The sequence below is a fragment of the Desulfovibrio sp. OH1186_COT-070 genome (assembly GCF_003860215.1).
In the GTDB taxonomy this organism is placed as follows: Bacteria; Desulfobacterota; Desulfovibrionia; order Desulfovibrionales; family Desulfovibrionaceae; genus Desulfovibrio.
In genome coordinates, this window is sequence record NZ_RQYH01000018.1 from 1 (window position 1) to 18,141 (window position 18,141).

The following is an 18,141-nucleotide window of genomic DNA, read 5'->3' on the forward strand; positions in this document are numbered from 1 at the left end:
CTGTCACAAATATCATGTCGTCGATGTGCGCGCATAGCTTCTCCTGTCATGCAGGAAGAGGTATTATCACAGGATTCATAGTTTGACGACACTATCTACAGACTCTCGGCCGAACCTGTCCAGCGGTTTGGCCTCCGCAGGCCCTTGTCCCTAGTCGCCCTGGCCGAGAAACAGGGCGGCTTCCTCCCGCACAAGAGCCTCGGCAATGCGGCGGCTGTCCGGCACATATCTGCCCTCAGCCACCTGCGCCCGCAGGGCTTCCACCTTTTCCGCGCGCACATCGGGTGTATTCTGGGCAATGCGGCGGGCCTCGGTCAGGAGCAGGGCGTCTCTGGATACGCGGACCGTATCCCCGCCAGAATTTTCTGCCGGAGCTTTTGCGCTCCGCGCCTCCTTGGGGGCAGTGCTGTTTTTTTCCAGCCTTGCGGTGCTGTACGGGTCAAAAAGCGTGGTGTGGGCTTTCCGGATTTCCATGATTGTCTCCGTTACGCAAACACGGCACTGGTCTGTCTTGTGCGCCGGGGAAAACGGCACAGAGTGTTTTTGTGTCAATCACTGTTTTTGCCGGGTTTGTCCAGCATGTTCTCGTCCACTTTCCTGCGTGTGATACGCCAGAGCGCGTTGCGGGTCGCACGCTGCTGCTCTTCTGTCAGCGCCCTGAGGCCTTCCGGCCCCTGCCCCAGAATACGCAACCGGCCTCCCGGCGGATAGATGAAGCGGACATCCTGTCCCAATTCCCGCCCCAGTTCCTGGCGAATATCTTCCACCACCGGATTGTCGCTGCCGGTATAGATCAGCGTATCGTACAGCTCGCGCGCCACTTTTTCCATAAAGGCATGACGCCGGGCTGCCGGATCCGGATCTTCCGGGCTTTCGCCCCCGGCCAGCCGCCGCCGAACCCGGAAACGTGCCAGGCGGCGCGCTGCCAGCAGTTGTTGTTCGTAACCCTGGAGCATCATGCGCACCCGGGCAGTCGTGGCGTCGGCCATAGCGTGATCCGTCCTGACTGGTTTTTCGGACAGCAGGCAAAAAACTTTAGACTTTTTTGGGCAATGAGACGAAAAACTATATTTTCGAATAATAATCTGAAGTTATTGGATATTCATAAAGCTCAACGGTTGCGGGCCAGCGCACACCCCACCGCCAAAATGTTGCACAGGCCAAAAATCACCAGATCCACATGCATGACGTGCAGCAGGGTATCCAGATTTTCCGGGCTCACCGGCCTGTCTCCCAAAAACCAGGCCAGTGTCAGCGTGATGATGGTCATGTTGCAGACCTGCCCGCCGGTGCGCACCGCTCCGATCACTCCTGCGGCCTGCCCCGTATGTTGCGGCCCCGCGCTTTCCAGAATGATGGAGGTATTGGAAAGGGAAAACAGGCTGATGCCCGCGCCCAACAGGCATTGGGCCGCCATCAGCACAGCCGGAGGGGATTCCGGCCGCAGAAAAGCGCATACCAGAAGCCCACAGCCACACAGGCCCACACCCCAGGCACTGACGCGCCCGGCGTCAAATCTGCCGCAGAGCCGCGCGGCCACAGGCGCTGTCAGAGCCTGCACCACAGACTGCAAGGCCAGAAAAAGGCCTGCCTGCCGCACGTCCATGCCCTTGCCCAGTTGCAGGTACAGGCTGAAAAAAAAGACGACCCCAAAAAAAGAGCTGTAATTGACAAAGGCAACCAGTGAAGACAAGGCAAAAACCCTGTTGCGCGCCAGCAGCCTGATGTCCAGCAAGGGCGCTGCGCTGCGCAGTTCCCACAGGCAGAAAAGAGCCAGCAGCACGGCAAAGGCGGCAAAAAGGCCGCCGGACAGCAGCAGGCTGATTTTCAGACATGCCGCGCCGAAAACCAGGGCGGCCATGGCTGCGGCGTAGAGCAGGCAGCCTTCCCGGTCAAAGCGCCTGTCCGGGGCTACGCGCCACTCCAGACGGACAAAATACTTCATAAGCAGGAATACGCCCGCCGAAGCCAGGGCGCTGCACCAGAACAGCCAGCGCCAGTCCAGAAAACCGGTCACAATTCCGGCCACAGGAGGGCCGCAGGCAATGCCCGCGTAGACTGCGGTGCCGCTGTAGCCAAGATATGCGGGGCGCTTGCCCGGAGGCGCTGCCGAGGCCAGCATGGCCAGTCCGCAGGCGCTGGTCATGGCCCCGCCCACGCCCTGCACAAAGCGCAGGGCCAGAAAAAAGGGCACCGTGCGGGCAAAGCCCAGCAGCGCGCCCGCCAACCCGAACAGCGTGATGCCCCACAAAAAGACACGCCGGTAACCTTGTATTTCTCCCAAACTGCCGCCAGCCAGTTGGAAAACCGCCAGCCCCAGCGCGTAGAACGCGCCCATGAGCCCCAACTCCAGCGCGCTGGCTTCCAGCCCCTGTCCCAATGAAGGCAGAATGGCGTTGACCCCGGCCATCATCAGGGGCATGCAGAAGAGAGAGGCGCAAACAGCCGCAATGAGCCAGGCGTGCCCGGCCCGTGCGGAAGGCGAACCCGCACCCTCTGGCGGCGAATGCCTTGCGGATGGCGGCGATTCCATTGACAGCCTGCCTGCGTAACCGGTTGCCGTTTTTTCCCTTTTGTTCCCCCAACAGCATACCCGAAGGACTGGCCGCCGGGCAGGAAGCGGATTCATGGCGCGAAACGGGCGCGGCAACACACGGCGGGCAGCAGAAGGCTTCAGGCCAGCCCCGCCTCCTGCGCCAGGCGCAGGCAAAGATCCGCGCGGTTCAAGGTGTAGAGGTGGATGCCGGGCGCGCCGCAGTCCAGCAGGCGCCGGATCTGCCCCACGGCAAAGGCCAGACCCACCTCCCGCACGGCTTCGGCCCCGCCGTCGGCATGGGCTTTTTCCAGGCTCAAATAGAGCTTGCCGGGGATATTGGCTCCGCACAGCGACAAAATCCGCCGCAACGACTCAAAGCTCTGGACAGGCAGTATGCCGGGAATCACGGGCGTTGTGACGCCCTGCCCGCGCAAATGCGCCACCAGATCTTCATACTCGCGCGCGTCAAAAAAGAGCTGGGTTACGGCAAAGTCCGCTCCGGCCCGCATTTTTTCCGCCGTGTGTCTGCGGTCCTGCGCAAAGGAGGAAGATTCCGGATGCGGAGCGGGATAGGCGGCCACGCCGATGCCCATATCGGGCTGGCGCTCGCGCACAAAGGCCACCAGATCGGAAGCATGGCAAAACGCGCCCTGATTCCAGTCCCACGGCTGACCGGCTGGCGGGTCGCCGCGCAGGGCAAGCACATTGCACACTCCGGACGAGCGCAGTTCGCCCAGAAAGGCGTCAAGGGACGCGGCGTCCGCGCCCGCGCAGGTCAGGTGCGCCATGACCGCAAACCCGCGCCGCGCCAGTTCGGCTGTCACTGACAGGGTTTTGCGGCCTCCGGCTCCGCCAGCCCCGTAGGTGACGGAAACAAACAGCGGATCAAGGGCGCGCAGCCGCTCCACCGTGGCATAAAAATCCGGCATCTGCGCCGCATCGGAAGGTGGAAAAAATTCCAGCGAGCAAAAAGGAGTACGCGCGGAAGCGATCATCTGACCAATATGCACAAAGACCTCCTTGCGGGGCTTGCGAGCCCGGAGCATGTACGCCACGCCCCATGTGTACCAAGATATCCTGAAGCGTCAAGGAGCAGCCCGCCCCTTGCCAAAATCCGCCCCAGACCCTATGCACAAAAATGTGTCCACAAAAAAGCGTGGGCAGGAGGCAGTGCGCCCGCCATGCACAGGCACACGGAACCCACATGCGTCATGGGCAGAACCAGGGGGAGCTGGCACAGTTGGCTGTCGGCATGCTGCCTGTGGCTGACGCTCGTTCTGCTGCCCACCCTGCCCGCAGCGCAGGATGCCGCCCCCGCCGATCTCTGGCTGCCGCTGGAACCGGGCCTTTTTCTGGGCGAATTCCCGCTTGACGAAACAGAGGCGCGGCTCACCGCCCTGCGCATTGACCCCCGGTTTTTCGACTTTGTTCTCTGCTCCCGCTCCCAGGACAACGGCCCCGTCCGCACCCTCAGCCAGTGGGGAGAAGAATACGATCTCGCGGCAGCCATCAATGCCAGCATGTACCTGCCCGACGACTCCACCAGCACAGGCTACATGCGCCAGGGAACGCACACCAACAACGGCCGCATCGTGCAGCGGTTCGGCGCTTTTTTTGTGGCTGGCCCCACAGACCCGCAGTTGCCCGGAGCCGCCATTCTTGACCGTGACAATCCCCGTTGGCGGGAACTGCTGGACAAGTATTCCCTGGTCATCCAGAATTACCGCATGACCGGCGAAGACCGGCGCGTCCTCTGGTCTCCCGGCGGGCCGCACTACGCCATTTCGGCCGTGGCCCAGGACGGAGAGGGGCACATTCTTTTTCTGCACTGCCACCAACCGGTGGAGGCCCATGCTTTTGCCCGGCAGATTCTGCACCTGCCCCTGAACGCGCGCACCGTCATGTATGTGGAGGGCGGCGCACAGGCGGGCCTGCTGGTGCGCTCAGCCACGCTCAGACGAGAACTGGCAGGGATCAGCGCCACCGGTTTTCTGGTCACGGGCAATTTGCGCGCCGCGGTGCCCAATGTGCTGGGCGTGCGGCGCAAGGCAGCGCCCGCGCCCGCCGCCTCCGGCATGCACGGGGAGAGCACGGGCAGTGCAGAGGCCGACAGCGCACCCGTGCGGGAGACACCGCAACGTCCCGACAGCGCACAGCCATAGAGAAAAAGAGGGGTCGCCCCATTTTTATTGATAATTATTCTCAAAAAAAGCTTTACAAAAAACTTTCCTTCTTACACAATGTTTTCGGCACAATGCTTTTGTGCGAAGGATGGCAGGGCAAAAATCCTCCCACCCGCACCAATACCAAAAAAAACGAGGACAGCATGCCCAAGCAACTGGAAATTTACAAATGCCCCCACTGCGGGAATATCGCGGAAATTCTCCACGGCGGCGGAGCCGACATCTTCTGCTGTGGACAGGCCATGAAGCACATGGCCGAAGGCTCCACGGACGGCGCGCTGGAAAAACATGTGCCCGTCATCGAGAAGGTGGACGGCGGCTACAAGGTCACGGTGGGCAGCGCTCCCCACCCCATGGAAGAGAAGCACTGGATTCTGTGGATCGAACTGCTGGCCGACGGCCGGAGCTACACCAAGTTCCTGAATCCCGGCGATGCCCCCGAAGCCTTTTTCGCCATTGAGGCCGACAAGGTTGTTGCCCGCGAATACTGCAACCTGCACGGGCACTGGAAAGCTGAAGCATAAACAACAAAATGGTCGTACGCGGGGCAAGCCCGCCCGGCCAAAGCAAGGAGAATACCCATGCAAAAACATGTCTGCGGAGTATGCGGTTTTGAGTATGACCCGGCCGACAACGACAATGTTGCCTTTGACGCCCTGCCCGACGACTGGTGTTGCCCGGTCTGCGGGGTGAGCAAGGATCAGTTCAGCCCCGCCTGAACCTGAATTTTTCCGGCTTTTCTCCCCGCCTTGCCGCCAGCGCAGGGCGGGGTTTTTGGACAGAAAAGCCCAAAGAACTCCTGGAGAAAAATCGCATGCAGCCTGTCGCAATCAAAGAAGATATTTACTGGGTTGGCAATGTGGACTATGACCACAGGGATTTTCACGGCTACAGCCGCTCGCCCGCCGGTTCCACCAGCAATGCCTACTTTCTTGTGGACGAAAAAAACGTCCTGCTGGACACCGTGCCCTCAGGCCGTGAAGGCAGTCTGCTCTGCCGCATGGCCAAAACGCTGGATCCGGAAAAAATAGACTATATCGTCTGCAACCATATGGAATTGGACCACGCGGGCGCTCTGGAAGCCATCGTGGAGCGCTGCAAACCGGAAAAAATTTTTGTTTCCCAGGCCGGACTCAAATCCCTGGCCGGATATTTCGGCAACCGGGACTGGCCTGTGCATGCCGTCAAAAGCGGCGACAGCATCAGCACCGGCAAGCACACCATCGTCTTTCAGGAAACGCGCATGCTGCACTGGCCCGACAGCATGGTTTCGTATATTCCGGAAAAAAAACTGCTCATCAGCAATGACATTTTTGGGCAAAACATCGCCAGTTCGGCCCGCTTTGTGGACGACTTCAACAACGACAGCGAGTACGAGCAGCGCATCAAGGAATATTTCTACAACATCGTGCTGCCCTACTCCCCCATGGTACTCAAAACCCTGCCCGTGGTGGAAAAACTGGACATTGACATGATCGCCCCTGACCACGGGCTGATCCAGCGCGGCGAAAAGGCCGTGCGTCACATTATCGGCATGTACCGCACACTGGCCGAGCAAAAACCCGCGCAGCGCGCACTTGTTGTGTATGACAGCATGTGGCAGTCCACCAGAACCATGGCCTATGCCGTGTGCAGCGGCCTGGAAGAAAACGGCGTGCCCGCGCGCGTCATGTCGGCCAAGCTGAACCATCACAGCGAAATCATGACCGAACTGGCGGACTGCGGCGCTTTTGTGGCGGGCTCCCCCACCCACAACAACACCATTTTGCCCTATGTCGCCTCCTGCCTGACCTATATGAAAGGATTGCGCCCCCAAAACCGCGTGGGTGGAGCCTTCGGGTCATACGGCTGGTCGGGAGAAGCCCCCGCCAGCCTGCAGGAAATGCTCGCCGCCATGAAGATGGAAATGCCCGCACAGCCGGTAAAGGCCAACTGGCGTCCCGGCAAGGACGACCTCAAGGCCTGCCATGCCTTGGGTGCGACCATTGCCGCAACCCTCAAGGAGCGCTGCCGGGGCTGACGCCCCGCCGCGCGGCCTTACCCTGGTGGGAACGCGGGGCGCTTCGGCGGGCCTGATTGTTGAAAAAAATCCCGGCAAAATTGCCGGGATTTTTTTCTCCCTATGAGTCTGGTCACCTGCGCGGCAAATGCGCAGGCTCGTACGCGAAGTTTGCGCGCTGCCCGCAGGTTATGCTCCGCCGCTGCGCGGACGGCGGAGCGGACGGCGGGCGTAGCGCAGGGCCGGAATGCCCACGCCCAGCTTTTGCGCCGCCCGGCGCAGGGCATCAGCCTCGGGGCGCAGACAGCGGCGACCCTCCAGCACATAGGCCTTGGCCTCCAGATCTTCCCCCGCCAGCCGCATCCGCGCGGCCTGCCGCCCCACCACAATGCGCCCCAGTGTCTGAACACGCAGCCCCAGAGTATGGGTGTGGCGCAAAACCGCCGCCACCGCCACATCCCGGAATTCCGGCAGGCAGAGCACGCGCAGCAGACCGGAAGGGCGGTTTTTCTTGCCCACACCCGGCAGCCACAGAACATCCAGAACCTCCGGCATGGCCGCAAGCTCGCCGAGAGCCGCGCCCAAATCCTCACCGTTGAGATGGTCCACGTGGCTTTCCAGTTGCAGAACATTCTCCTGCCCGCCCCGGCAGTGGTCCGCGCGCGGGGCCGCTGGATCCAGCAGCCATATGCGCAGGCCCGCCGGAGCAGGGCGCGAACCGTACCCCGTGCCCAAAGCCGCAACCACGCCCTGCGGGCCGGGAACAAAGGAGTCCGCCAGGGCATGCAGAAGAGCGGCGCCGGTGGGGGTGATGAGTTCTTCCCTGGCGTCTGTGGGAAAAAAAGGTTTTCCGCGCAAAAGCCAGGCCGTGGCGGGGGCCGGCAGGGGGATGCGCCCGTGGGCGCAGTCCACGCTGCCCGAAAACCAGGGCAGGGGCGAGGCCGTCACGCGCTCCACGCCCAGTTGCTCCAGCCCGTAGCAGACTCCCAGAATGTCCACCAGCGTATCCACGGCCCCCACTTCATGAAAATGCACATTCTCGGGGGGGATGGCATGGGCATGGGCCTCGGCGCGGGTCAGAGCGTCCAGCACCTTCAGGGCGCGACGGCGCACAGAGGGACGCACGTCCGCTGCACGAAAAATAGCCTCCATGTCCGCAGGGTGGCGCAAAGGCTGTTCTGCCGCATTCCAAGACACTGTGGCCCGAAAGCCCGGCCCGGCCGCGCGTGTTTCGGGCAGAACATCCAGGCGGCAGTTGACGCCCGCACGTTCCAACAGGGCGGTCAGCGGAGAAAAATCCACTCCCAGATGGGCCAGAGCAGCCAGGGTCATGTCGCCGCTGATACCGTTGCTGCAGTCAAGATAACATTCCACAAACTCTTCTCCATTCCGTACAGATCTGCCCACCGCTGCCCGCCCCGGGGGTGCGGGGCAGACTTGGCAGCCCCGCATCCTTGGTGTATAGAAACAGGCAAGAGCGGATATGTGCCGCAATCCACTTTCACCGGAGGGACGTATGCCCGTACAGGACTGGATGACAGCCGATGTTGTCAGCGTGGGGCCGGAAACCTCGCTGCTCAAGGTGGGGAAACTGATGAAAGATCACAATGTGCGCCGGATTCCCGTTGTGGACGAGCGCGGGCATGTGATCGGCATCATCTCGGACCGGGACGTGCGCGATGCATCGCCCTCCAAGGCCACCACCCTTGACATGTATGAAATGCACTACCTGCTGGCGGAGTTGAAGGCCAAAAGCATTATGACGGCCAAACCCGTCACCGTCAAACCTTTCGACACGGTGGAGCATGCGGCCCTGATCATGCTGGAGCGCAAGGTCGGCGGCCTGCCCGTGGTGGACGACACGGGAAAACTTGTGGGCATCATTTCTGACCACGACGTGTTCAAAGCCATGGTGGACATTACCGGAGCGCGCCTGGGCGGCCTTCAGTTTGCCATTGAACTGCCCGACCAGCCCGGAACCGCGCGCCCGCTGTTTGACGCCCTGCGCGCGCATGATGCGCGCCTGCTCTCTGTGCTGACCGTGTGCAAGCCCGACGGCAACCGCCATCTTTTTGTCCGTGTGCGCCGCCTGGAAAATCCGGAAGCCGAGGTCAGGATGATGCAGGATGTGTCCGGGCTCGGAAAGGTTCTGTATTCCATTACCGAAAATTGACAAAAATCTTTTTTGTCAATATGTTGAGAAAGAAAACACAAAAAATTGAACACGAAAAAAAGTGGACGGGGCTTGCCATCAGACAGCTTTTGTGGCATATATGAAATTGTTGCGGCGGCATGAGACATATGTGCAACGCCCTGCATTTTTCGGGATACCTGGCTGGAATCTGGGGCATTTCGTCCCGGTACATGTAAGCATCTATTTGTCCAAGGAGGACACACGCATGGCTGAAATCTCCTATAAAGGCAAAAGCTTTGAAGTCGATGAAGACGGTTTTCTGTTGCGCTTTGACGACTGGTGCCCTGAATGGATGGATTATGTGAAGGAATCCGAAGGTATTTCTGAAATCACCCCCGATCACCAGAAGATCCTGGATTTTCTGCAGGACTACTACAAGAAGAACGGCATTGCCCCCATGGTGCGCATTCTGTCCAAGAATACCGGCTACAAGCTGAAAGAAGTCTATGAGCTCTTCCCCTCCGGCCCCGGAAAGGGCGCCTGCAAAATGGCCGGCCTGCCCAAGCCCACCGGATGTGTGTAAAATTTTCGGCTTGAATTGAGACAAAAAAATGCGGAAGTATGCCTTCCGCATTTTTTTGTTCTTTCTCGCCAGATTATTCGGCAAGCGCCTCCAGCCCCAGGTCGCGCAAAAGATTGTCCACAGCCATGTACCCCATGGCCGCTGTGGCCCCTGCGGTGGACGATGAGCAGTGGGAGCCCATGACCAGATTGTCCAACTGGTACCAGGCGGGGTCTGTTGGCGGCTCCTGCTCAAACACGTCCAGCCCGGCTCCGTACAGCCTGCCCTCCCGCAGAGCGGCCAGCAGAGCGGCCTCATCCACCAGTTCGCCCCGTGCGGTATTGACCAGCACAGCGCTTTTTTTCATGGAGGCCAGGCGTTCTGCATGGATCAGCCCGCGCGTTTCTTCGGTGAGCGCCGTGTGCAGGGTGATGAAGTCCGCCTCCCGGCAGATACTGTCCACGCTTGCGCGTTCCACGCCTTCTTTTGCTGCCCAGGCTTCGTCCCAGACGATATCGTGCCCGAGAATGCGCATGCCAAAGCCCTGCGCCCTCTTGACCACGCACCGGCCGATGGCCCCCAGACCGATGATGCCCAGCACTTTTCCGTACAGGTCAATGCTTGTGATTTTACTCCAGTCCCTCTCCCGGCAGCGGCGGTCAATGAAGGCGGCCCTGCGGGCCACCATCAGCATGAGCGTCAGCGCATAGTCGGCCACGGCGTTACTGTTGGCGCCCACTGTGCGCGATACGGCGATGCCCCGCTCCCGGCAGACCTCCATATCCACATTGTCCAGCCCCACGCCGTATTTGGCCACGGCCCGCAAATGCGGGGCCGCTGCGAGAACAGAGGCGCCCAGCGGATCCACGCCTAGGATGATCCCCTGACAGGGAGCCAGTTTTTCGCGCATCTGCTCCGCAGAAAGAATGCCGCCCGTGTCGTTGCGCACAACGTCCAGCCCGGCACGGGCCAGACGGTCAAAAAGTTCCGGATTGTTCTTGCCGAACGAACGGGGAGTCACAAGAATTTTCACGGCATATGCCTCCTGCGGGTAGAATGTCCGTATCAGCCATACGCCAAGAACGGAATTTGTCAACGCACCCTCCGGGCGGACAGGACAGTGCCGGGCCGCAAGACTGCTTGACGACACAACACACCGATTCCCGCTGTGCGGCGCAATGAAACCACAACGTCACAAATTGCGCCGCAGCGCAGCCCCCCTGCGGGTAGAATCACAGGGGCACGGTTGTGCCTGCCCGGACAACAGCCGCCCCTGCTTGACATGCGGAACAAAAGGCGCATATTCGCACTGAAACACTCTTTGCCAAACACTCCCAAAGACTCCCGGACAGCATGTGATTGTACTGGAAAAAATCAAGGAAGCCGCCATTTCCGTCATCCCGGTGATGCTGCTGGTCTTTCTTTTGCATCTTGCGGCAGCCCCCTTGGGGGATACCGTATGGAAATTTTTGGTGGGCGGCGTCTTGCTGATTCTGGGGCTGGGCGTCTTTCTGCTCGGCGCGGAGATCGGCGTGCTCCCTGTGGGGCAGAAGGCCGGTTCCGCCCTTACCTCCAGACGCAGCCTGTCCATTCTGCTCGCCTCCGGCTTTGCCATCGGCTTTTTCATCACCGTGGCGGAGCCGGACGTGCATGTGCTGGCCGAACAGGTGGCGGCGGTGGCACCGGCCATCTCGCGCCCCTTGCTGGTGGGCATGATTGCCCTTGGCGTGGGAATTTTCGTGGCCATTGCCCTGGGGCGCATCGTGCTCCAGATTTCGCTCAAGGTCATGCTGGCGGTCTTCTACCTTCTGGTTTTTGTCTGTGCCGCGTTGACGGATCCGGCCTTTCTCGGCGTGGCCTTTGACGCGGGAGGCGCCACTACCGGCCCCATGACCGTCCCCTTCATCATGGCGCTGGGAGTGGGCGTTGCCGCCGTGCGCGGCAACCAGGGCAAGGACGACAGTTTCGGTCTGGTCGGCTTGGCCTCCATCGGGCCTGTGCTGGCCGTGCTTGTGCTGGGCATCTTTTTCCGGGGCAATACCGGCTCTGCGGAAGAAGCAAACGCGGTGCAAAACCTCGGCCTCTGGCAGCATTTTGTTTCCCTCCTGCCCGCAGTGGCTGGCGAAGTGGGCATGGCTCTGGGGCCGCTGGCAGGCATGTTCGTTTTTTTCCGCATTGCTCTCTTGCGCCTCACCGCCTACCAGACCCGGCGCATGCTCATGGGACTGGTCTACACATATCTGGGGCTGGTCTGCTTCTTTCTGGGAGTTCAGGGGGGCTTTATTCCTGCGGGGCGGGAAATGGGCGCCCTGCTGGCCCAGCACGATTTCCGCTATCTCATCATTGTGGCCGGTGTTGCCCTGGGGGCATTGGCCGTATGCGCGGAACCGGCTGTCTGGGTGCTCAACGCCCAGGTGGAAGAAATCTCCGGCGGGCACATCCGCAAGAGCATCATGCTGGCTTCACTCTCTCTGGGCGTGGCTGTTGCCGTGGGCATTGCCATGCTGCGTGTGGTGAGCGGCCTGAGCATCTGGTGGTTTCTCATTCCCGGCTATGTTCTTTCTCTGGGCCTGACCAGATTCTGCCCGCGCATGTTCACGGCCATTGCCTTTGACTCCGGCGGCGTGGCCTCCGGCCCCATGGCCTCCACCTTTATTCTGGCCCTTACTCTGGGAGCCTCGCACAGCCTGGGCGGCAATCCCATTACCGATGCCTTCGGCGTGATTGCCATGATTGCCATGACGCCGCTCATCACCATCCAGGTACTGGGCATCCTTTTTGAACGGCGCGAAAAGGCGGCTCTGCGGCAACGGCGGCAGCGTGCCGCCAAAGATCCGACCACGCCTGATACGGGGGACACGTCTGCATGAACACCACACAGACAAGCTATGCTCCCGGAAAGCTTCTGGTCAGCATTGTGGACAGACACAACGGTGACAGCCTTGTGCACATCACCAAACAGGCAGGGGCGCGGGGCGGCACCGTTGTCCTCGGACGCGGCACCGCCGACAATGCCCTGCTACGCATGCTCTGCCTGGGCGATACAGAAAAAGACCTTGTGCTGACGCTGGCCTCCGCGGACGATATGCCCGCCATTGTCGCTGCCCTGCGCTCCGATGCGCGCATGGCCGGAAAATCTCCGGGTATCGGTTTTGTTCTTGATGTGGCGGGCATTTTGCGCCACGCTACCGCGCCGCAGGCCGCGCACCTTACTCTCAACGCAACGGATTTCTGCATGAAAGAGGCCACCCACGAACTGATCTGCGTTATTGTCAATGCCGGTTATGCCGATGATGTGATGAACACGGCGCGCAAGGCCGGGGCCAGAGGCGGGACGGTTCTGCACGCCAGGGGCACAGGTACGGAAGAGGACGTGAAATTTTTCGGCATCACCCTTGTTCCCGAAAAGGAATTGCTGCTGATTCTGGCAGAACGGGAGCAGGCAGCCGCCATTCTTGATGCCGTCCGCCAGACCCCCTGCCTGGCAGAACCGGGCGTCGGCATCGCCTTCTGCATGGCTGTGGAAAACTTCTTCCCCTTGGGAACCTGCAAGATATAGGATTCGGAGCAGCGCTCCTGCGGCAAGACTTTCTTGACAGCTCTGTTGCATGCTGCTATAAGAGCGCCTCACTTGTGGGTCGTTAACTCAGTAGGTAGAGTATCTGCCTTTTAAGCAGAGAGTCGCAGGTTCGATCCCCGCACGACCCACCATTTTTTGGTTTCATAGAGCCCCACAAAGCCAAAAAGCTTGTGGGGCTCTTTTCTCCATGCCCACGCAAAAGAAAGGGGATTGCATGAGGGGAGCAGCGGGCCTTTTGGAGTCTACGGCTCATCTCCAGCAGTACGCACATTCGGGCATCACGGCTCAATATGTCCGCATAACCCTGTAGAGCGCCTGATCATATCATAACCCCCTCCACGATGATTCACCGCCGGTTGTGGCGATGCCGCTGCGCCATACTTCCCTACTCCCAGTTCCGCGCGTTACTCAACATATTGACCAATGCCCAGTTGTCGCCCGTATCCAGTTCCAGAGTATGTGAACGCACGAGGTCGCGGCCCACAAGAACAGAGCTGCCAGTGGGCACAATGCTGATGATCTTGTTGTGCGCTACGCGCAGGCTTTTTTCGCCCATGAAGTAAAGGTACTTGTTGGTTATGGTCAGAGGGCCGGAACCGATACTGATGCGCTGCTTAACAGGAACCTTGTGCCCCTTGTAGTTGCCCACGCGCCAGTAAACTCCCTTGGCTATGCGTATGGACGTGCCACGTGAACCGCCCTCGTAGCGGTAACCTGTTTTATGCTCATAGGCATGCACATTGCGGAATACCCAAATAACTATTTCTTTCTTGCCAATATTAAAGGGCATGTCTGTCACTTCTAGGCGAGGGTTGACCTTACCCTCCATGAGATCGCGGATAACGGCCGCCTGAGTGAGCCTTTCACCCAAGGCAAGGGGGAGGTCATTGACGGTAAGGTGGTAGTGGGCCATAAAGTCGACAATGCGGCTTTCTTCGTCTTCGCTCAAAATACCGTCATGCAGGGCTTGATCCACCACCTCATCCAAGGAGGCCATGACGGCGGCGCGCACGGTATCTACGTCGAGTTTGGCGGGCATGGCGACTTTGGATACGGCCCCGGCCACGGTAAGAATATCGTCTAGAAGTACGCCGGAAACCACGGCACGGCGTATGTCTTTGGTGGCCCGCTTGACTTCGGCCTTGCGGGCACGCTCGTCACGCATGCGCTGAAAGAAGCTTTTTTTCTCCTGTGGCCGAGCGGTGGGTGTGTACAGCACGGCAGAACCGCGATGAGGCCAGAGTCTTTTATAAAGATGGGCGCTGCCCCAAACAAGGATGAGATTGATAGTGAACAGTGCAACATAGACATTTTTGGGCGTAGGCTCTTTGGACACAAGTTGCCCTGTAATTTCAAGCAGAAGCATAACGCTCAAAATCAGAGCCATGCCGGACAACAACCAGAAAACTATAATTTTCAGCACGCGCATACCACCCCCAATGCTTTTGCAGCTATGGGGCAATCTGCCCCATGCCGGGAATTATGGCAAGAAGTGGTTATCAGCAAAAAACCGGATCGCCCGGCTTTTTCATTTTTTCGCAGCAAGAAATATTTAGCGCGCGCTGTGCGCATCCCGCGCAAGGCAGTTGGCTATCCACACCTTGACCAGCGCCTGGCGGCTCACGCCCAAGTGGCGGGCCTCGGCATCAAGGGCATCCACCATCCAGATGGGAAAATCCACGTTGACCCGCTGCATCTCTTTGTTGGGCCTGCGGGCCGCTGCCCAGTCCACATGGCCGGAAATATCCTCGCCAGCGTCAAAGCGACGATCAAATTCCTCGGCTGAAATTTGCTTTTCATGACTCATAGTATTCCACCTCTTCCTTGCGGGAGCGCCGTACTGAAATGATGCGCACGGCCCCACCCCTGTATGTGATAACCCCGGTCCACATCTTGCCGCGGATAGCGCCGATGACAAGATAGCGCTCCTCGCCTGCGCGCAGCACCGGCACCTCAAGAAGGTTTTCGTCTTCCCACAGGGCCTTGGCCTCTTCAAAAGCAAGGCCGTGCTTGATCTTGTTGATTGCACTCTTGGCCGGGTCATATTCAAACTTCATACTGGTATGGTATAAAAAATATACTCTTTGTCAATGCGCAGGCTTGGCCATATTGAATGTTTTTTATTTATACCATAAGGGAGCGGGCCTTTTGTCCGCTCTTGCCAAGGTTGCCCGCGGTGCTTACATATGGCCGCATGAAACTCCACTCCCACATCCGCATCGAAAAGGCCCGGCAGCACAACCTCAAAAATATCAGCCTGGATATCCCGCGGGACGAACTGGTCGTTGTCTGCGGGCCTTCAGGTTCCGGCAAGACCACGCTGGCCTTTGATATTGTCTATGCCGAAGGTCAGCGGCGCTACATGGAATCCCTCTCGGCCTATTCCCGCCAGTTCCTGCCCCAGATGGACAAACCCGATGTGGAAAAAATCGAGGGGCTTTCTCCGGCCATTTCCTTGGAACAGCAGGGTTTTTCGCGCAATCCCCGCTCCACGGTGGGCACAGTGACGGAAATCTACGATTTTCTGCGCGTCTTTTTTGCCCGTCTCGGCCGCATGCACTGTCCCCGGTGCGGACTGCCCTTGGAAGCCCGCACCCAGGACGAAATCATTGCCGACATTCTGGCTCTGCCGGAGGGCACGCGCTTCATGCTTCTGGCCCCTCTGGTGGAAAGACAGAAAGGCACCCATCTGGACCGCTTCAAGAAACTCAAGGCCGAGGGCTTTGCGCGGGTGCGGGTCAACGGAGAGGCGCACACTCTGGACGATGTGCCCCCCTTGGACAAAAACAAAAAACACACCATTGATCTGGTGGTGGACCGGCTGGTCAACAAGGAAGGCATACGCAGCCGCCTGGCGGAGTCCGTGGAACTGGCCCTGCGCTACGGCGAAGGCCGCCTTGTGCTGCATCAGCCGGACAAGGACACAGACACGCCACATTCCACCTCCTCGGCGTGCGCGCGCTGCCGCGTTTCCCTGCCAGCGCCCAGCCCGCAGCTTTTTTCCTTCAACGGGCCGCAGGGCGCCTGCCCGCGCTGCGTGGGCCTTGGCGGAGTGGACTATTTTGAGCCGCGCCTCATTGCCCCCAACACGGGACTTTCCCTGAATTCCGGGGCGCTCCTGCCCTGGGCGGAGAAAAAAACCTTCAGCCGGTATGAAAGCGCCCTCACGGCTCTGGGGCGGCGTTTCGGCTTCCGGCTTTCCACTCCCTTGTGCGACTTTTCCGAAGACGCGCTGAGCGCCCTGCTGTATGGCGAGGATGCGCAAGGCCGCCCCTCCCGCTCCTCCCGGGGCCTGCGGCGCAACTGGATGGGCGGCAGCGTGGCGCTGGCGGCGGGGGGAGATTACCAGAGCGCCCACTTTGCCGAGGCGCTTCAGGGCCAGGGCCGCATTACGGTCAGCGACAGGCGCTGGCCGGGTGTCGTGCCCCTGCTGGAAAGCGGCATGCAGTACGGGGATTCCTGGCGCGAGGCCCTCTCGCGCTACCGGCAGAGCATGACCTGCCCGGACTGCAACGGCGCGCGGCTCAATGCCGCCGCCCTGTCGGTGCTTGTGGACGGCGTGAATATCGCCGGTTTCTGCTCCTTTTCCGTGGAGCGGGCACTGGAATGGCTGAGCGGCCGCATTTTTACGGGCCGGCACGCGCTCATTGCCGAACCCCTTGTCAAGGAGCTGACCCACCGCCTTTCCTTCATGCGCGATGTGGGGCTCGAATATCTTTCGCTGGGCCGCTCCATGTCCACCCTTTCCGGCGGGGAGGCCCAGCGCATCCGGCTGGCCTCCCAACTGGGGTCAGGACTTGTGGGCGTGACCTATGTGCTGGACGAGCCGTCCATCGGCCTGCACCCGCGGGACAACGAACGCCTGCTGGGAACCCTGCGCGCCCTCCAGACCAGGGGCAATACCGTGCTGGTGGTGGAACACGACGAAGCGACCATCTGCGCGGCGGACACGGTCATCGAACTGGGTCCTGGCTCCGGCTCGCAGGGGGGCGAAGTGGTGTTTCAGGGGCCGGTGGACCGGCTGCTGCGGGCGGATACGCTCACCGCTCGCTACCTGCGGGGGGAAGATGTCATTCCCCTGCCCGAGGGGCGGCGCGAGGCGCGGGGGGAACTTGTGCTGCGCGGCGTGACCACCAACAACCTGCGCGGCATTGACTGCCGGATTCCCCTGGGTGTCCTGACCTGCGTGACAGGCGTTTCCGGATCGGGAAAAAGTTCTCTGGTGGTGGACACCCTGTACAAGCACATGGCCCTGAATCTGGGACTGCGCGTGGACCAGCCGGGCACGATTTCTTCCCTGTCCTGGGAGGGGGCCACGCCGCTGGAGCGTGTTGTGGTCATTGACCAGACGCCCATCGGCCGCACGCCGCGCTCCAACCCCGCCACCTATACCAAGGTTTTTGACGAAATACGGACCATTTTTTCCCTCACGCCCGATGCCCGCAAGCGCGGGTACGCGCCGGGGCGCTTCAGCTTCAACGTGCGCGGCGGGCGGTGCGAAGCCTGCGGCGGCGACGGTCAGGTGCATGTGGAAATGCACTTTCTGCCCGATGTGCATGTGACCTGCGATGTTTGCAAGGGACGGCGCTACAACCATGAAACCCTTGAGGTCCGCTACAAGGGGCTGAACATTGCCGAAGTTCTGGATCTGCCCGTGCGGCAGGCGCGGCAGTTTTTCACCGCCTATGAAGGGCTGGAGCGGAGACTGGCCCTGCTGGAGGAGGTGGGGCTGGACTATCTGCGTCTGGGGCAGCCGGCCACCACGCTTTCCGGCGGCGAAGCCCAGCGCATCAAGATTTCGCGGGAACTGGGCAAACGCTCCCTGCCGGGAACCATGTACATTCTGGACGAACCGACCACCGGCCTGCATATGCACGAGGTGGGCAAACTCATCAAGGTGCTGCACGAACTGGTGGGCCGGGGCGCCACAGTGGTGGTCATCGAGCACAATACGGACATGATCCTGGCTGCGGACCATGTGCTGGACATGGGGCCGGGCGGAGGAGAAAACGGCGGGCGGATCGTTTCCGCAGGCACCCCCGAGGCCATCGTGGCCGATCCCCTGTCAGTCACGGGGCGTTTTCTCATGCAGGAGAGGCGAGACCGGCTCAAGCGCGGCAAAACGGCCCCCAGATAGCCGCGCTTTC

The 18,141-nt window shown here is 60.5% G+C and carries 18 protein-coding genes and 1 tRNA gene; 10 read left to right on the top strand and 9 right to left on the bottom strand.

Going from position 1 to position 18,141, the window contains the following annotated elements; all coding sequences use genetic code 11:
* Positions 1-150 precede the first annotated feature (150 nt).
* The 4 genes from flgM to EII23_RS07305 form a co-directional block, all read right to left on the bottom strand.
* Positions 151-474 (bottom strand): flagellar biosynthesis anti-sigma factor FlgM, encoded by a 324-nt coding sequence (gene flgM, locus EII23_RS07290; RefSeq protein ID WP_124792734.1) that lies wholly within the window; start codon positions 472-474, stop codon positions 151-153.
* A 74-nt stretch (positions 475-548) separates the two neighbouring features.
* On the bottom strand, positions 549-989 hold the full coding sequence (locus tag EII23_RS07295) for a DVU0524 family FlgM-associated protein (protein WP_124792735.1): 441 nt from the start codon (positions 987-989) through the stop codon (positions 549-551).
* Positions 990-1,111: 122 nt separating this feature from the next.
* A complete protein-coding gene (locus tag EII23_RS07300) occupies positions 1,112-2,533 on the bottom strand; it encodes an MFS transporter (protein ID WP_124792736.1) in 1,422 nt (473 codons plus the stop codon).
* 140 nt (positions 2,534-2,673) lie between these two features.
* Entirely contained in the window at positions 2,674-3,546 is an 873-nt protein-coding gene (locus EII23_RS07305) for a methylenetetrahydrofolate reductase (protein WP_260424635.1), read from the bottom strand.
* Between the two features lie 171 nt (positions 3,547-3,717).
* On the opposite strand from EII23_RS07305, the gene EII23_RS07310 reads away from it, so the two are divergent.
* The 4 genes from EII23_RS07310 (at position 3,718) to EII23_RS07325 (ending at position 6,739) form a co-directional block, all read left to right on the top strand.
* A complete protein-coding gene (locus EII23_RS07310; RefSeq protein ID WP_260424636.1) occupies positions 3,718-4,698 on the top strand; it encodes a phosphodiester glycosidase family protein in 981 nt (326 codons plus the stop codon).
* A gap of 164 nt (positions 4,699-4,862) precedes the next feature.
* Positions 4,863-5,243, top strand: a complete 381-nt coding sequence (locus EII23_RS07315; RefSeq protein ID WP_124792769.1) for a desulfoferrodoxin — start codon at positions 4,863-4,865, stop codon at positions 5,241-5,243.
* A gap of 57 nt (positions 5,244-5,300) precedes the next feature.
* Positions 5,301-5,438, top strand: coding sequence for a rubredoxin (locus EII23_RS07320; RefSeq protein WP_124792739.1), 138 nt, complete (start codon positions 5,301-5,303; stop codon positions 5,436-5,438).
* Between the two features lie 95 nt (positions 5,439-5,533).
* On the top strand, positions 5,534-6,739 hold the full coding sequence (locus tag EII23_RS07325) for an FprA family A-type flavoprotein (RefSeq protein WP_124792740.1): 1,206 nt from the start codon (positions 5,534-5,536) through the stop codon (positions 6,737-6,739).
* 168 nt (positions 6,740-6,907) lie between these two features.
* Here EII23_RS07325 and EII23_RS07330 read toward each other — a convergent pair whose 3' ends face one another.
* On the bottom strand, positions 6,908-8,092 hold the full coding sequence (locus EII23_RS07330) for a LarC family nickel insertion protein (protein ID WP_124792741.1): 1,185 nt from the start codon (positions 8,090-8,092) through the stop codon (positions 6,908-6,910).
* 142 nt (positions 8,093-8,234) lie between these two features.
* Here EII23_RS07330 and EII23_RS07335 point away from each other — a divergent pair, with 142 nt between their 5' ends.
* Both EII23_RS07335 and EII23_RS07340 read left to right on the top strand, forming a co-directional pair.
* The gene (locus EII23_RS07335; protein ID WP_124792742.1) at positions 8,235-8,891 is read left to right on the top strand and encodes a CBS and ACT domain-containing protein; all 657 of its coding nucleotides are present in this window, start codon (positions 8,235-8,237) and stop codon (positions 8,889-8,891) included.
* Positions 8,892-9,117: 226 nt separating this feature from the next.
* Entirely contained in the window at positions 9,118-9,435 is a 318-nt protein-coding gene (locus EII23_RS07340) for a TusE/DsrC/DsvC family sulfur relay protein (RefSeq protein ID WP_124792743.1), read from the top strand.
* A 73-nt stretch (positions 9,436-9,508) separates the two neighbouring features.
* On the opposite strand, the gene EII23_RS07345 is transcribed toward EII23_RS07340, so the two are convergent.
* A complete protein-coding gene (locus tag EII23_RS07345; protein WP_260424637.1) occupies positions 9,509-10,510 on the bottom strand; it encodes a phosphoglycerate dehydrogenase in 1,002 nt (333 codons plus the stop codon).
* Positions 10,511-10,769: 259 nt separating this feature from the next.
* On the opposite strand from EII23_RS07345, the gene EII23_RS07350 reads away from it, so the two are divergent.
* The 3 genes from EII23_RS07350 (at position 10,770) to EII23_RS07360 (ending at position 13,125) form a co-directional block, all read left to right on the top strand.
* Positions 10,770-12,284, top strand: a complete 1,515-nt coding sequence (locus EII23_RS07350) for a DUF1538 domain-containing protein (protein WP_124792744.1) — start codon at positions 10,770-10,772, stop codon at positions 12,282-12,284.
* Complete coding sequence (locus tag EII23_RS07355; protein ID WP_124792745.1) at positions 12,281-12,973, top strand: P-II family nitrogen regulator; 693 nt, start codon at positions 12,281-12,283, stop codon at positions 12,971-12,973. Before EII23_RS07350 ends, EII23_RS07355 begins: the two co-directional genes overlap by 4 nt.
* 76 nt (positions 12,974-13,049) lie before the next feature.
* Positions 13,050-13,125: transfer RNA gene (locus EII23_RS07360), tRNA-Lys, on the top strand.
* A 254-nt stretch (positions 13,126-13,379) separates the two neighbouring features.
* Here EII23_RS07360 and EII23_RS07365 read toward each other — a convergent pair.
* The 3 genes from EII23_RS07365 to EII23_RS07375 form a co-directional block, all read right to left on the bottom strand.
* Complete coding sequence (locus EII23_RS07365; RefSeq protein ID WP_148091239.1) at positions 13,380-14,423, bottom strand: hypothetical protein; 1,044 nt, start codon at positions 14,421-14,423, stop codon at positions 13,380-13,382.
* Between the two features lie 123 nt (positions 14,424-14,546).
* Positions 14,547-14,801, bottom strand: coding sequence for a type II toxin-antitoxin system BrnA family antitoxin (brnA, locus tag EII23_RS07370; protein ID WP_221620375.1), 255 nt, complete (start codon positions 14,799-14,801; stop codon positions 14,547-14,549).
* Positions 14,791-15,051, bottom strand: a complete 261-nt coding sequence (locus tag EII23_RS07375) for a BrnT family toxin (protein WP_124792747.1) — start codon at positions 15,049-15,051, stop codon at positions 14,791-14,793. Before EII23_RS07375 ends, brnA begins: the two co-directional genes overlap by 11 nt.
* Positions 15,052-15,188: 137 nt before the next feature.
* Between EII23_RS07375 and uvrA the strand changes: the two genes are divergently transcribed.
* Positions 15,189-18,131 carry an excinuclease ABC subunit UvrA gene (gene uvrA, locus EII23_RS07380; RefSeq protein ID WP_124792748.1) on the top strand — a complete coding sequence of 981 codons (2,943 nt, stop codon included), beginning with the start codon at positions 15,189-15,191 and terminating at the stop codon, positions 18,129-18,131.
* The last annotated feature ends 10 nt before the right edge of the window (positions 18,132-18,141 follow it).

Bases quoted from the DNA above. Each gene is read 5' to 3' on its own strand.
- flgM (WP_124792734.1), bottom strand. From the start codon at position 474: ATGGAAATCCGGAAAGCCCACACCACGCTTTTTGACCCGTACAGCACC.
- EII23_RS07295 (WP_124792735.1), bottom strand. From the start codon at position 989: ATGGCCGACGCCACGACTGCCCGGGTGCGCATGATGCTCCAGGGTTAC.
- EII23_RS07300 (WP_124792736.1), bottom strand. From the start codon at position 2,533: ATGGAATCGCCGCCATCCGCAAGGCATTCGCCGCCAGAGGGTGCGGGT.
- EII23_RS07310 (WP_260424636.1), top strand. From the start codon at position 3,718: ATGCACAGGCACACGGAACCCACATGCGTCATGGGCAGAACCAGGGGG.
- EII23_RS07315 (WP_124792769.1), top strand. From the start codon at position 4,863: ATGCCCAAGCAACTGGAAATTTACAAATGCCCCCACTGCGGGAATATC.
- EII23_RS07320 (WP_124792739.1), top strand. From the start codon at position 5,301: ATGCAAAAACATGTCTGCGGAGTATGCGGTTTTGAGTATGACCCGGCC.
- EII23_RS07325 (WP_124792740.1), top strand. From the start codon at position 5,534: ATGCAGCCTGTCGCAATCAAAGAAGATATTTACTGGGTTGGCAATGTG.
- EII23_RS07335 (WP_124792742.1), top strand. From the start codon at position 8,235: ATGCCCGTACAGGACTGGATGACAGCCGATGTTGTCAGCGTGGGGCCG.
- EII23_RS07340 (WP_124792743.1), top strand. From the start codon at position 9,118: ATGGCTGAAATCTCCTATAAAGGCAAAAGCTTTGAAGTCGATGAAGAC.
- EII23_RS07355 (WP_124792745.1), top strand. From the start codon at position 12,281: ATGAACACCACACAGACAAGCTATGCTCCCGGAAAGCTTCTGGTCAGC.
- EII23_RS07365 (WP_148091239.1), bottom strand. From the start codon at position 14,423: ATGCGCGTGCTGAAAATTATAGTTTTCTGGTTGTTGTCCGGCATGGCT.
- brnA (WP_221620375.1), bottom strand. From the start codon at position 14,801: ATGAGTCATGAAAAGCAAATTTCAGCCGAGGAATTTGATCGTCGCTTT.
- EII23_RS07375 (WP_124792747.1), bottom strand. From the start codon at position 15,051: ATGAAGTTTGAATATGACCCGGCCAAGAGTGCAATCAACAAGATCAAG.
- uvrA (WP_124792748.1), top strand. From the start codon at position 15,189: ATGAAACTCCACTCCCACATCCGCATCGAAAAGGCCCGGCAGCACAAC.